The sequence below is a fragment of the Paenibacillus sp. SYP-B3998 genome (genome assembly GCF_010820665.1).
In the GTDB taxonomy this organism is placed as follows: domain Bacteria; phylum Bacillota; class Bacilli; order Paenibacillales; family NBRC-103111; genus Paenibacillus_E.
In genome coordinates this window covers 101937-116647 of the sequence record NZ_JAAIKC010000006.1, presented here as the reverse complement: position 1 = coordinate 116647, position 14711 = coordinate 101937, and the positions used below count along the sequence as shown (strand labels likewise).

Here is a 14711-nt window from a genome sequence, read left to right as displayed (position 1 = left end):
TACAAAAAAACAGCCTCTGCAACCCTTACGAATGAGGGTAACGGAGGCTATTTGGTTTTTACTAGAGTTTAAATTTAATCAGCATAGCTTGAAGCTGTTTGGAGAAGGTGGATAGTTCATCTACCATGGCTACGGCATTATTAATTTTTGCATTTTGCGTGTCATAAATTTGAACAACATGTTCCGATTTGACATGCGATTCTTTGGCGATTTGGGCCATATCCTCAACGGATGCGGTTACTTCTTCGGTCCCAGCAGACATCTCCTCAGAAGCAGCAGTGACCTCCTGGATTTGATCGGCTACACGTTGAACAGAAGTGAGAATTTGTTTAAACACTTCTCCAGCCTCATTCATGACCTGCATCCCTGTTTTCACTTCATCGGTTCCTTCTTCAATAGAACGAACGGCGTGCTGCGTGTCTTCATTGAGCAGCTGTAAAATAACGGATATTTGCTCGGCGGATTGTTTGGATTGCTCTGCGAGCTTCTTCACCTCTAGAGCAACAACAGCGAAGCCTTTACCAGCTTCTCCAGCTCTTGCAGCTTCAATGGAGGCGTTTAATGAAAGTAAATTCGTTTGTTTTGCAATGGAAGAGATAACGCCAATAATTTTAGTAGCTTCGGCAGAGCGAGCTTCCAAAGATTTAATCACGTCGGAAGAGGCAACGACTTTCTCAGTTATGGTATGCATCCGGTTAACCGCTTTACCAATTAGGGAATTTCCTTGTTGGGCATCTAATTCCATGGTCCCAGAATCTTCGGCTACATTGGAAATACTACCGGAAATACGTTGAATACCGAGGGACATTTCTTCCATCGCAATCGCGGATTCTTTGGCCCCTACCATTTGATTCTTGGCGCCGTCAGACATTTCTGTTACAGAGCTGGTAATGAGCAGTGAAGAAGACTGTGTGTCCTTCATGAATGCGTTCAAGTTCTGGGCGGAAGAGCTTAGGTGATCGCCAGTATCTTTCAAGGTGCTAACCATCGTTCGCAAGGCTTGTGTCAATGCGATAAACTCTCGAATGACATCGCCGATCATGTCTTTCCGATAGACAGCAAGTGTAGGCACTTCCAGATTGCCCAAGCTGACATGATGCATAGATTGCGTCAAGGTTCTTAGAGGTCGAATGACCTGAGATTTAACAACAAACCAAATAATTAACGTTGAAAGGGCTAAAGTAATAGCAGCGACGATAATAAGTAAGTTACGGAATTTGATTAGAGGGGAAAGAAAGTCATCTACTACAGCGTGGCCGATAATTTGATAACCATCTGCTTCCGCCGTTACAGTGAAAGCTTTTTTTGTGCTGTTTTGCATAGCGACTTCGAGATTTGAACTTGCGACTATTTTATCGCCTTGCGCAATGCTGTAATAACCAGATACGCCTAACTTTCGGCCAGCGACAATCTTAGCTACATCCATTTGTTGCAGAGTTTCCGCGTATTTCTTCGGCTCGAATCCGATCTGGATAATTCCAGGACCGTCCAATCGTTTGACGCCAATGTACATGAAAACTTTCTTGTCCGAGCCGCGCTCTTGTGGATCTTGGGCTAACCCTTCATCGCCAAGTTGTAAAAATGCTTTTGATTGCTCAGAAGTGTTGAAATCGAAGCCAATAACCTCGGGGATGGAGCTGTATTTCAATACGCCTTTTGGATCTGTCACATGAATTTCATCAACACCGATGTCTTGCGCTAGTTTAGCGAGGGAGGCCGTCTTAAGCGCATTTGGATTCGATGATAATTGAACGGCGATGCTCTTGGCGATTTTCAAATAATCGCTTTTGAGCGAATCCCTCATAATTGTGAGCGTCTGATCATTGCGATTCACTGTTTGCTGGATTTCGGACACATTGGTGTTCACTTCCTGTTTCATTAAATTCAACAGCAAGTTTTGTTGGTTAAAGTAACCGACTTCACCCAAGACAGAGGCTACGGCTAATACGATGAACAACACGGGCAGCAAAACTTTGTTCTGTAAGGACATGTACGAGTTCCTCCATTTATCATTTGATATCCCTAAATTTCGACAAAATATAACAAATTCCTTCCTGCATTAACATGGAACGTCGTTCGAAGAGGAAGCTCCATTTCGACGTATGATATTAACCTTTTACTTATTGCGGCAGCAGGCTGGGGAATTACAGTAATAAGCAAGAAAAGGGCAGCTCATTTTTGTAACGAAGCGCAATATGCTACAATTTCTCTGACTAGTAGATTGTTAAGTGGAGGTCATGATGAAAGCATTGATTTTTGAACAATTTGGTGGTCCTGAGGTGCTTCGTTACGCGAATATCCCTGAACCGCTTGTAGAACCAGGCACAGTATTGGTGAAGATGAAAGCCATTGGCTTGAATTTCGCAGATATATACCGCAGGCGGGGTAATTACCATTTGGCAGGCGAGCCTCCGTACATATTAGGCTACGAGGGCGCCGGGGTTGTCGAGCAAGTGGGAGCGAGCATTCAAAATATTAAAGTTGGAGATCGCGTAGCCTTCGTCGATGTGGCTTATGCGAATGCGGAAATTGTTGCAGTACCGATCGACCGAGTGATCCCGTTACCTGCAGATATCACAGACGAACAAGCGGCGGGTGTCATGCTTCAGGGGATGACGGCGCATTATTTGGCTAATGACAGCTATGGGGTGAAGCTAGGCGACGATATATTAATTCATGCCGCGGCAGGTGGCGTAGGTCAACTCTTGACGCAGCTGTGCAAGAGCAAAGGAGCAAGAGTCATCGGTCTGACCTCATCTGAGGCCAAGCGCGAAGTAGCCCTGAAGGCGGGAGCCGATGCAGTCTTCCTTTATAAGAATGACTGGGTAGCAAGTGTTCTTGAATGGTCAGAAGGAAAGGCCGGGGTTGCTGCCGCCTACGATTCCGTGGGTTCTACGTTAATGGATAGCTTCGCTGCGACGAGAACCAAAGGGCATGTTATTTTCTTCGGCATGGCGGGAGGGGATCCAGCGCCTATTGATCCGCGGATGCTCATGGATACGTCGAAGACGTTGACGGGAGGCGATTTGTGGAATCATGTGACAACACGGGATAACCGAATCAAGCGAGCAGAAGCCCTTTTTGCAGCTATTCGGCAAGGTCACCTCATCATGGAGCCTTTTAAGCTTTTCGCTCTTCAGGATGGCGCAGAAGCCCATCGACTTCTAGAGAGCAGAAACAGTACGGGGAAGGTTTTATTAATCCCTTGAACAGACAACAGCTGTCCTTCATGGACTTTGCTGATGGACTTATCCATTTTTGGCAGAATGGTGTAGAAATGAACAAAAGGACAGACGAATGATGGCATTCGATCTGTCCTTATTTTTGATCTCATATGAAAATAGGTGAAACACGGAAGATGTATACGACTTATTGGGTTTGATTTAAGTGCATTAGCTCAGGAACGGTTACGAACGCATAGCCGTCATGTTTCAAATAAGCAATGATTTGAGGCAAAGCCTCTATCGTATTAGACAAATTGCCGCCTTTACCCCCGGCAGAGTGTTGGAGTATGATGGCGCCAGGTTTGGTTTCTTTTTTGACCGTATTCATGATTTGGCTCGCATTTTTACCATTCCAGTCTAGCGTGTCAACGGACCAACCAATCAATTGATGACCAGTCTTGGCGGCATCGCTTCTCACCTGTTCGTTCTCTGCGCCATAAGGTGCCCGGAAGAGCGACGGAGATTGGCCCACAATGGTCCGGATGATATCATCCGTCTTGGTAATTTCGGCTTGAACTTGATCGCTGGGTAAATTGGACAAATTGGCATGATCCCACGAGTGGTTACCGATGATATGACCTTCTTCAACGATGCGTTTGATCATTTTGTGGTTCTGTTCGGCGTGTTCGCCAATGACGAAGAACGTTGCTTTAATGCCATTTTTTTTCAATATATCTAACACTTTTGGCGTATATTTATTGTCTGGCCCATCGTCGAAGGTCAGGGCGATTTTACGCTCAGACGTTTTTGCGTGATAGAAGACTTTTGCGTCCAACTGCGCGTCTGACTTATTTACCGCAACAGGTAGAACATCCGGTTGAGCATCATGTTTGATAGCTGCTGAAGCGGGCATTTCCTCAGCGACAGGTTTGGCCGATTTCCCACATCCGGTCAGCTGAATCAGGATTAAAAGAATGAAAAGCGAACATAAATATTTCAAAGTCACCACTACTTTCTGTCAGTTCGAGTCGTTACTTTATATTCTAATACGAAAACCTTAAAATGTGGTGAAAAACGACAAAAAAAGACCGCGATTCCCTGTGAACTGCCAGGGCCTCGTGGCCTATATGCACAATCAATTAAAAGGACTGAGCGTAGTTCCGTTGGAAGTTAGGTGGCTAAGCCATGCAAATCCGGCTTTTCGTCTTGCAAGCCGGGGAGAATCGCAGTCAGTAGAACAACACCTACTAGGCCCGTCATTAGAATGATAACAGCCATAACACCCGGCGACAGAAATCCCCCAATATGACATTAATTCCGCTGAATCGGTGCAATTTCCCCTTTTAATACGTCTGACGATGTCTGAAGATCGTTGACGAAAATCGGAGTGTCGCCTATACTTTTTCATACTTGGAAAATGAGGGGGCGTCGGTATGCAGCTAGCCTTGCAATACGTGCAGTTGATCACCTCGATAAAGCGGCGGGATAAGCAGGATACGATTGAGAATGTACCTGTTACAGTAGTAGAAATTGCCAGTTATTTGTTCTGTACAGAGCGCAACGTGAAAATTCTGATTCGCAAAATGAGCGATAGCGGCTGGATCGTATGGACACCTGGTCGTGGTCGTGGACACCGTTCCGAGATTCGTTTTCTGGCTTCTGCAGATGAGCTATTGTTGGTTGAAGCGAAGATATACGTAGAGCAGGGAAATATCCATAGCGCGATGAGTTTATTTCAAATCGAGGGGCTTGATCCCACGCTCACAGATCGCTTTCTGGCATGGCTTGGCGGTTATTTCGGCTACCGGGGGACACAGGAAGCAGAGGCACCAGAGACACTCCGCCTTCCGATACATAATCGGATATTAACCGTGGACCCCGCTGAGGTGTATTTTTCCCGTGATCTGCACTTCGTGAAGCAAGTGTTCGATACCTTAGTGCGATATGAGCCAACGCACGGGGGGTTCGAACCTGGCTTGACCCATTATTGGACCTCTAGTTCGGATGGACGTGTATGGACATTTTATTTACGTAAGCGTGTGCGTTTCCATCATGGGCGCGAGCTTTCGTCATCGGATGTCGTCTTTTCCTTGAATCGGCTTCGTACCCACGGAACAATGGACTCACCCAGCCATTGGCTCTGTGAGTCCATCGAAGACATTCGAGCGGTTGATCGTTTAACTGTCCAAGTGGTGCTGCAAGCTCCTAATTATATGTTTTTGCATTATGTAAGCTCCTATCCAATGGCAATTTTACCTGAGGATGCTTATAGTCCCCAAGAAAATCAAGATAAACAAAAGCTTCCTGTTGGCACTGGGCCTTTTCGCATGACTCGACATGATGAGGGGGGGATTACGCTTGAAGCGTTTGAAGATTATTTTCGCGAAGGCGCTCATTTAGATCGGATAGAGCTGCTCTATGTGCCTCAGGTTGTGAGCCAACAAAATTGGCAGCAGTGGAATTTTCATATGGGGAAGTTGAACCATTACAAGCAGCCGACGCCCGCAGATTGGCGGAAGAAAGAAATCATGACGCTGGGTTCGAACATGATTACGTTTAATTTGCGCAGGCCGGGTCCTCAGCACCATGAAAGCTTGCGTCGAGCCATTCATAGGGTGCTTGATCGGAGAGGCATGATTACGGAACTTGACTTATACAATGGGGTACCTGCAGAGGGCTTCCTTCCACCCGATTCGCCCCACGAGTATCCGCAGCAAGACAATCAGCCTGAAGAAGCTCTAAAGCTTATAGAGGCAAGCGGCTACCTAGGGGAGACGCTGAAGCTGATTTTCACGCCTTCGCATCGGCGAGAGGCTGAATGGATTCATGAGCGCTGCGCAGCCGTGGGCATTGGGCTGCAGCTTGAAGAGTACTCGTATGAGGACATGTCGCGGGCGAGTCTAGCGCAGGAAGGTGACATCGTGCTGAGCGGCGTCGTTGCTGACGACGACGAAGCGCGATGTCTCATCGAGATGTACAAGATGGGGAATATGATCCCGCGTGTATTCGCTACGGATGATCAGAGACAAACAGTTAACGAGACGATTGCACGTATCGTTGCTGAGCCTGATGCGAAGGTGCGCATCCAGCAAATTCGGGCGATGGAGCGACTATTGACGGAGGAGCACCGTGTGTTATTTCTCGTGCATTCGACCCAGCAAACCGTCTTTAGCCCACATTTGAAGGGAATCGCCGTCAATACGCTGGGTTGGTTCGATTTCAAGAACATTTGGTTTGGCCCGGAAATTCAAGAATCCTGCATCGAGCAGCAAGATTAGGTTGAAAGCACTATTTTTAAGCTGATTCTTCAATGGACTTGAATCTATTTTTCCCGAAGAAAACAAGAAATAAGATGGAGGTAATCGTATAAACGACTGCTGTGATGCAGAAAGCATAGGCGTATCCATAATAAGGGCCATAACGCAAAACAAGGCCTGTACTAATCGGGGATGCCAAGAACCAACCAAGATTAAAAACCGCTTCCCCTGAGCTGGACGCTAGTCCGCGCAGAGAGCGATGAACGTAACTCATTTTGATCGAGTTGTAGAAAGGATTCGCCGCATTCATGAGCGCCTGTCTGAACAAATACCCGCCAGAGGACAAATAAAAGCTGGAAGAAAAAGCGGTGATAAGTAGAAAAGGGAGTGAACTGAGCTGCAGGTAAACAACGGATTTCACCTCACCATATCTCTTCGCAATCATAGGACCTATGAGAAAAGCAAGGGCGGTAGCGCCTTGACCTAAGGCTACGATCATACCAATCGCTGTCTTCGAGGCTGCGAACCGATCCTCGAAGTAGACGTTGAGATAAGGGACGATCATGCCACCAGCAGTGGAAGTTAATAGCCCGAGAAGGATGAAAATGCCGATGACCTGCATCGATGTTTTATGTACTTTCCAAATATGCCGCAACTGAAGGGGCTCGCGACGGGCTTGCAGTTCTTGCTCCGTCTTCTCAAACATTAGCATCGGGATGACGCCAAGCGCGGCTAAACCGATGCCGATTAATAGTGTGGACCGCATACTGCGAATTTCTTCGAGTCCGATCATGAATTGGAAGAAGTCACAGAGTACCCCACCGAGCGCAATGCCAATTACGTTAGCGACCATCACAAGGGCCATATTGAAACTAAACAAATGAACACGCTGCTGAGGGGTTGAATTATTGGCCATAAAGGGCAAAATCGTTGCGGAAACGATGGCTAATGCCATACCGCCTAAGAAGGCAGTGACAAGCATACCTTCCCTAGCTTCAATCAAGGATCTTGCACTCAAAGCGGCAATAACAAAAAAAAGACCGAATGAAATAACCCGTTTAGGTCCAAATCGATCGTTCATAATGCCAGCTGGGATTAGAATAATGGCTGCTGCTAATGAGCTCATGCCAACGATGTTACCGACCATGGTTTGATCATAGCCGAGACTCTTGACATAAAGATTATATACCAGTCCGAACATCCCCATTCCCAAATTCCAAACAAAATTAAACCAAAAAAACAAAAGAAGATTCCGGCTGTACCCTTGAAACTGTAACTTCCATTCATGAAGTAAATTCGACATGGGGCTTCCTACCTTTGTATCTGTGTCTAATTTGTAAATGCTATTTCCATTTTACCACTGGTAATTAAAATTGAACATCCTAAAGACTTGATATTGTTTTCGATCTGTATAATAATAAGTAGTCTAATTAAACGAACAGGGAGAACTTATTGAAATGCCTACATCAACAACGATACGAAAGACAGCACCCGACACTGCAGAAGAACCGAAGCAAGAAGTAGAACAGATAGAAATTTGGAAATGTAAAGCGACAGATTGTAAAGCATGGGTTCGCAAAGAATTCGTTACGGAAGCTTTACCAACTTGTCCATTATGCAAAAATTCGATGGTTCGCAGCTACAAGCATGTGCCTGTTACGGCTAAAAAAGGCAATAAGAAGTTCCTGATGGGTAAAAGACGGTTCTAGAAGCCGTTTCGAAATTATGGAAAACCAAAGGAAGTCTCAAGAACTCGATGAGACGAACTTTGGCTTTTTTTGTTTTATCCATTAAATCAATGATAAGAACGAAATATAAATTTATTCCCCATGAATATGAATTTGTCCCTACTCTCAAGCGCCCTTTCATGGTTAAATTTAATTACTGAAACTTCGTTGGTTTTGGTCATAATGCGACGTTATTTCGTAAGGGGGGACATGCTGTAGCATTGAACGAAGTAGCCGAAGAATGAAATTAAAGGAGGATTATGATGAAAAGTGCTTCGAGTGGTCAATCGTTTTTATTAAAGAAAGCGTTTTCAATTCTACTTATTGCGGTTATGTTTGTTGCATTAATTCCGATGATGGCAGCAGCCGCTGACCGAGGGGTATGGGCACCTAATGTTGCTTATGCGACAAATGATACCGTTACTTATGGCAGCAGCCAATATAAGTGCTTACAAGGACATACATCTTTGGCAGGATGGGAACCTCCCGTCGTGGCTGCATTATGGCAACCTATCGCAAGTAGCGGCGATACGCAAGCGCCTACTGCGCCTAGCGGCCTTCAGGTGACTGGAACCACAGTATCAAGCATCTCCTTGTCCTGGACTGCAGCCACAGATAATGTTGCTGTAATCGGATATGACGTATATCGCGGTTCGACCTTAGTGGGAAGTGTCTCCGGTACTACGCTAACTTATAACAATTCAGGTTTAACTGCTGGCACGACCTACGCCTTCACAGTTAAAGCGAAGGATGCGGCTGGTAACGTATCGGCGGCTAGCAACTCCGTTAGCGCGACAACTAATACAGCAGGCGGCGATACGCAAGCGCCTACTGCGCCTAGCGGGCTTCAGGTGATTGGGACCACCGCATCGAGTATTTCTTTGTCTTGGACGGCAGCTACGGATAATGTCGCTGTAACCGGATATGACATATATCGCGGTACGACCTTAGCGGGAAGTGTTTCCGGCACTACGTTAGCTTATACCAACTCAGGTTTAAGTGCAGGAACGACTTACGCTTTCACAGTTAAAGCGAAGGATGCGGCTGGTAACGTATCAGCGGCTAGCAACTCTGTTAACGGTACGACGAATACAATAGCAGATACACAAGCGCCAACTATACCAACAAATGTAAGCGTAACTGCAACTACTGCCTCTAGCGTGTCCTTATCTTGGAGCGCATCAACAGATAATGTAGGCGTAACAGGGTATGACGTATACAAAGGAGGAACGTTAGCTGTTTCCGTGACGGGTACTTCTGCTACGGTTACAGGACTTGCAGCAAGCACAACCTACGCTTTCACGGTCAAAGCGAAAGACGCTGCGGGCAATATCTCGGCAGCAAGCGCATCCGTGAACGGAACCACGCAAAGCGGCGGCGGCGGTCAACTGCCGGCACATATACTGACAGGATATTGGCATAATTTCATTAATAATTCAAGCAATATTAAGCTTAGCGCTGTACCAAGTCAATATGACATCATTGCGGTGGCGTTTGCAGATATGGACGTTACGAAGCCAGGCGGAGTCGTGTTCAGCGTAGATTCGGCGTTGTCTACGGCACTGGGCGGTTACACGAATGCTAATCTCATTAGCGACATTCAAGCTAAGCATGCACAAGGCAAGAAGGTCATTCTTTCTGTTGGCGGGCAAAATGGCAACATCAATCTAGGCAGCGCTTCTCCGAATGTGAGTAACTTTGTAAGCAGTATGCTAGGTTTGATTAATGAATTCGGATTCGATGGGATTGATATCGATCTGGAGAACGGAATGAACGTTCCGAATTTAACAACGGCTATTCGCCAAATTCAACAAAGCGTGGGGTCTGGTTTCATCTTAACGATGGCACCGCAAACGATCGACATGCAAAGTCAGAATACGAGCTATATGCAGTTGTATACGAACCTGAGCGACATTATTACGGTTATTAATACTCAGTACTATAATTCTGGATGCATGCTTGGTCGGGATGGTCAGTGTTATTCGCAAGGTACGGTTAACTTCTTAACCGCATTGACCGACCTTATTCTTCAATGGGTTCCAGCGAACAAGCTTGGGCTTGGCGTTCCAGCGGTCCCATCAGCTGCGGGCGGTGGGTATGTGTCCCCTGCTGTAGTGAATAATGCATTGGATTGCTTGGCAAATGGCAACAGCTGCGGAAGCTATAAGCCAGTGGCGAAGTATCCGACGATTCGCGGCGCAATGACATGGTCAATTAACTGGGATGCGACTAGCAACTATAATTTTGCTAATACGGTAAAACCGTTCTTAGTCAACTTGCCTTAAGAAGTGAGAGATGACGATATCCTCGTGTAGAGGAAGCTGTGTGTACAAACTGTCGAGACTTCGCGTCTCGGCAGTTTTTTCATTTTTTACTGGAGGTATGTATAGTAACGATTCTGTTTGTATAGCTCAGTGCATAGGATGGGTAGAAAAGGGGGGAATGTCCAATGAAATGGTCGGAACTCAATCTGTCAGAGGATACAAGTAAAATGCTCGATGAATTGCAGGAGCGCAAGATTAAGTTGGATAAGCTCAGAAGCTCACTGCCTATTTATGTGATGGTGGCGGCATGTTTATGTGTATACTTCACCCTCATCTTTTATCGGACAATCCTTATAAGTTCAGGCGGTAATGTGATGGCGATGCTAGATATGCTGCTAGCCAATCGATACATGGTATTCTCCTTATTAGGCTGCATCACGTTCGTGATGATGATGCGGAACGTAATGAGCAAAATTGAAACAGCTAAAAAAAAATATGAAAATCTTCGTGTTGAAACGATCGATAAGCTTGATCATTCCTGCTTAATCAACAGCGACTCCCAAACAAGGGATCAAGTGTCCAGTCTTATGAAAGTGAAGCACGATATTAATCTGGTTTACAAAAATTGAAGGATACAGCTCCCTTAGGGGAGTTTTTACTTTTTACGGGGTTTTCAGTATGATTACAAGCGTAGGTAAAGGAGGAGAACGCATGCGTTATGAATGCCGATTTGTTGACAGCGACAATGTAAATCCTCGATGGGAAGAGATCGAAGCTGTTTCTTTGCGCGAAGTGGTAACAGGAGAAAGCCCGCGTTTAATGACCCGCGTTCGCGCGTGCTGGACGCAGATGGCTTTGTTGATCCGTTTTGAATGTGAGGATGATCATGTGGTGGCGACGATGGAGCAGCATGATGATCCTATTTTTTTAGAAGATGTCGTGGAAGCTTTTATCGACACAAGCGGAACAGGCCGCGTTTATTATGAGCTTGAAGTGAGCCCTCGTAATGTCGTATTCGATGCGTTAGTCCATAATGATTTGGCTGGCGCCAAAACAGTGGATACCTCATGGCATGCCCCTGGTTTGGTTACGAAGATATCCACCGATACGGAGGGATGGAGGATGTATGAGCTGCATATTCCCTTCGCAGATTTGGGTGTGACGCCGGAATCCGGTACGACGTGGAATTGGAATCTTTATCGAATTGACGATGATGAGCAAGGGAATCGGCACTACTGGGCATGGTCTCCGACAGGGAAGGTAAATTTCCATATTCCACAGCAGTTTGGTCGGATTTTTTTTCAAAAATGACAATATATTGACCATTGGATAATTATGATCGAAGTGAGCAGGAGACGCAGCATCACATAGCGAATTGATTCGATGAACGGCGAGTAAGAGGCTGTATCTCCTGCGTCATGTCGAGCAGATGACAAGTAAAAGGATGGTGCGTTTGATGAGTTATCGGATCGAGAAAGATTTTTTGGGTGAAAAACAGGTTCCTTCGGAAGCGTATTATGGTATTCAGACGATACGTGCGATTGAGAATTTTCCGATCACTGGCGTAACTATACATACAGAGCTCATAACAGCTTTGGCTGAAGTGAAAAAAGCGTGCGCGTTGGCGAATATGGACACACACATGCTGCCAAGAAGAATTGGCGAGCAGCTCGTTGCGGCGGCTGAGGAAGTAAGGCAAGGACGATTAGTAGACCAGTTTATCGTAGATTCTATTCAGGGCGGTGCAGGAACCTCCATCAATATGAATATGAATGAAGTGTTAGCGAATCGTACGCTAGAGCTGATGTCCCAAGAGAAGGGCAATTATTTCCATTGCAACCCGAATAATCACGTGAATATGTCGCAGTCTACGAATGATGTCATCCCAACGGCCGTTAAGATAGCTGCTTTTCGTTTGGCTGATCAACTGCTTGCAGCTATGAAAACGCTTCAATCTGCATTTGCGCGTAAAGAGATCGAATTTGATGATGTGATCAAAATGGGAAGAACGCATTTGCAGGATGCAGTGCCTATTCGCATGGGGCAAGAATTCGGAGCTTATGCGCGTGTGATTCAGCGGGATATTAAACGGATTACACAAGCTTCCGAGGGACTGCTTACTATTAATATGGGAGCAACCGCAGTAGGCACAGGCCTTAATGCCAGTCCGGCTTACGTTGAAAGCGTCATGCTGCATTTGAAAGAGCAAACAGAGCTTCCGATTGAACTGGCTGAGCATCTTGTCGATGCTACACAAAACATGGATGCTTATACCGAGCTCTCTGCTGCATTAAAGGTTTGTGCGGTTAATTTATCGAAAATTTGCAATGATATTCGCTTGATGGCTTCCGGCCCGAAAGTAGGATTAGGCGAAATTAAGCTTCCGCCAAGGCAGCCAGGTTCATCGATCATGCCAGGTAAAGTGAACCCGGTTATGGCTGAAGTCGTTAATCAAGTGGCGTTTCAAGTGATTGGCAACGATCATACCATCTGTTTGGCTTGTGAAGCAGGACAATTCGAGCTTAATGTAATGGGTCCCGTAATCGCTTTCAATTTATTGCAATCCTTGAAAATCATGCGTAACGCTGCTGAGGTGTTCGAACGATTCGCGGTAGAGGGCATGGAAGCGGATCGGGAGCGTTGCAGAACTTATGTTGAACAAAGTTTCGGAATTGTAACAGCTTTGAACCCGCACTTAGGCTATGAAGTAGCTGCTCAATTAGTGAAAGAAGCGATTCGTACGGGATTGTCGTTAAAAGAGCTGATCCTAGAGAAACAGCTTCTGACGCCTGAGGAAATCGAGGAAATCCTGGATCCGATTCAGATGACCACACCGGGTATTGCCGGCGAAAGATTACTGCTGCCGACCGAATAATAAGCTAGAACAAAGAACATCCCTTTTCATCTACATGATGGAAGGGGATGTTCTTTGTTCTAGAGAAGGAAGTAATCTTCATAGGAGTTCATATAACCTACCCATGCACATAGTTTTAGCAGTGAACAGGGCCATTACGTTCGGCAAGAAATCCACAAATTCGGAAATGTGTTTCCGAGCGATTGCATTCATGCGGCAGAACGATTCACCAGGTAAATACTAGCCGCAATGAACAGGAGTCCTACAAGAAGGGCGTATGTAAACGGCTCATGGAGAACGAGCGTACCGATAAAGACGGCAAGCAGCGGAACTAGAAATGTACTGGAAGCGACTTTGCTTACTTCACCTGCGTTCATAAGCTTATAGTAAATAATCCATGATAAGGGAATACCTACGATGGCCCCATAGATTAATCCGGTCAAATATAGGGGGTTACTCCAAACTATATGTGAGGATTGCTCCGTGAGCAGCCCTGCCCCTGACAATACGAACCCTCCGATCAAACATTGAAAGGCTACAAGCCACATCCGATTCGTATTCGTTCCTATTTTCTTCACGACGACCGTACCCGTAGCCCAACTTAACGACGTTACTAAGGCTATGACGATACCGATAATCGATATGTGCCCCGACAACGCTCCGGAACTCACCGTAATGACACCGATAAACCCGATCAGCAGCCCTATGATTTTGATCAACGACATGGATTCTCCAAGCCATAACCAAGCCATAATGCCGATAAGGACAGGCTGCAGGTAGACGATTACCGAGAATAAGCCAGATGGTAAGTACTGGAGACCTACCGTTTGTAAGCCATAAAATAAAATCACGTTGAGTACAGAGGAGACGATGTAAATGAATTTATTTTCACGCCAACGAATCAGTCTCCACTGCTTTAGTAGAAAGAGAGTAAGCAATAGCCCTCCTAACAAAGTTCGCAAGCCCGCAAACAGTAGCGGTGGTGTGTAGGGGAGAGCTAGTTTATAAATCGGCCAAGAGAAGGCCCAAATCAAGATGAGCAGAATCGTAAGACTAATTGTTTTAATTGATGGAAAAGAATTCACCTTGTATTCCTCGTTTCGTTTTTATTCGACAATCTTCATCATAACGAGTTGAGGAGCGATTGGGAAGTAGGCACAAAAAGGTTACAGAGTATTTATTTATATACGATGGATTCGATGGTGTACTGAAGGGATGGCGGGCGGATCGCCGATGATGGCTGTTTTGTGAGTTTACATACATATTCCCCTGCTGGCCACTGGCTAGTGGGGGATATTTTATTAATAAAGATGGGTGAAATGGTACATCGTCTAGTCTGAAATTAACACCAAATGTTTCTAATGCGTTGTATGCTATAATCGCTTTAATAGGAATCACAAATGGTGAGGTGAGTAAGAAAGGATGATTCAAGAAACGGATCGAAT

At 45.7% G+C, this 14711-nt stretch carries 11 protein-coding genes; 7 read left to right on the top strand and 4 right to left on the bottom strand.

Annotated elements, in window-relative coordinates; translation table 11 throughout:
- Positions 1-61: 61 nt before the first annotated feature.
- On the bottom strand, positions 62-1990 hold the full coding sequence (locus tag GK047_RS17035) for a methyl-accepting chemotaxis protein (RefSeq protein WP_163949184.1): 1929 nt from the start codon (positions 1988-1990) through the stop codon (positions 62-64).
- A 250-nt stretch (positions 1991-2240) separates the two neighbouring features.
- Between GK047_RS17035 and GK047_RS17030 the strand changes: the two genes are divergently transcribed.
- Positions 2241-3209 (top strand): quinone oxidoreductase family protein, encoded by a 969-nt coding sequence (locus GK047_RS17030; RefSeq protein WP_163949633.1) that lies wholly within the window; start codon positions 2241-2243, stop codon positions 3207-3209.
- Positions 3210-3369: 160 nt separating this feature from the next.
- Here the strand turns inward: GK047_RS17030 and GK047_RS17025 are convergent, their stop codons facing one another.
- Entirely contained in the window at positions 3370-4170 is an 801-nt protein-coding gene (locus GK047_RS17025) for a polysaccharide deacetylase family protein (protein WP_346010355.1), read from the bottom strand.
- Between the two features lie 427 nt (positions 4171-4597).
- Here GK047_RS17025 and GK047_RS17020 point away from each other — a divergent pair, with 427 nt between their 5' ends.
- On the top strand, positions 4598-6442 hold the full coding sequence (locus GK047_RS17020; protein ID WP_163949181.1) for an ABC transporter substrate-binding protein: 1845 nt from the start codon (positions 4598-4600) through the stop codon (positions 6440-6442).
- 16 nt (positions 6443-6458) lie between these two features.
- Here the strand turns inward: GK047_RS17020 and GK047_RS17015 are convergent, their stop codons facing one another.
- On the bottom strand, positions 6459-7724 hold the full coding sequence (locus GK047_RS17015) for an MFS transporter (RefSeq protein WP_163949178.1): 1266 nt from the start codon (positions 7722-7724) through the stop codon (positions 6459-6461).
- Between the two features lie 154 nt (positions 7725-7878).
- On the opposite strand from GK047_RS17015, the gene GK047_RS17010 reads away from it, so the two are divergent.
- From GK047_RS17010 to GK047_RS16990, 5 genes are all read left to right on the top strand, one after another.
- Positions 7879-8130: a cold-inducible protein YdjO-related protein gene (locus tag GK047_RS17010; protein WP_163949175.1), complete on the top strand. Its 252-nt coding sequence runs from the start codon at positions 7879-7881 to the stop codon at positions 8128-8130.
- Positions 8131-8408: 278 nt separating this feature from the next.
- Positions 8409-10433: a fibronectin type III domain-containing protein gene (locus tag GK047_RS17005; protein WP_275901685.1), complete on the top strand. Its 2025-nt coding sequence runs from the start codon at positions 8409-8411 to the stop codon at positions 10431-10433.
- 164 nt (positions 10434-10597) lie between these two features.
- On the top strand, positions 10598-11041 hold the full coding sequence (locus GK047_RS17000; protein WP_163949172.1) for a DUF2663 family protein: 444 nt from the start codon (positions 10598-10600) through the stop codon (positions 11039-11041).
- 82 nt (positions 11042-11123) lie between these two features.
- Positions 11124-11723: a carbohydrate-binding family 9-like protein gene (locus tag GK047_RS16995; RefSeq protein ID WP_163949169.1), complete on the top strand. Its 600-nt coding sequence runs from the start codon at positions 11124-11126 to the stop codon at positions 11721-11723.
- 136 nt (positions 11724-11859) lie between these two features.
- A complete protein-coding gene (locus GK047_RS16990) occupies positions 11860-13287 on the top strand; it encodes an aspartate ammonia-lyase (RefSeq protein ID WP_163949624.1) in 1428 nt (475 codons plus the stop codon).
- Between the two features lie 188 nt (positions 13288-13475).
- Here GK047_RS16990 and GK047_RS16985 read toward each other — a convergent pair whose 3' ends face one another.
- Entirely contained in the window at positions 13476-14351 is an 876-nt protein-coding gene (locus GK047_RS16985) for a DMT family transporter (protein WP_346010354.1), read from the bottom strand.
- Between the last annotated feature and the right edge of the window lie 360 nt (positions 14352-14711).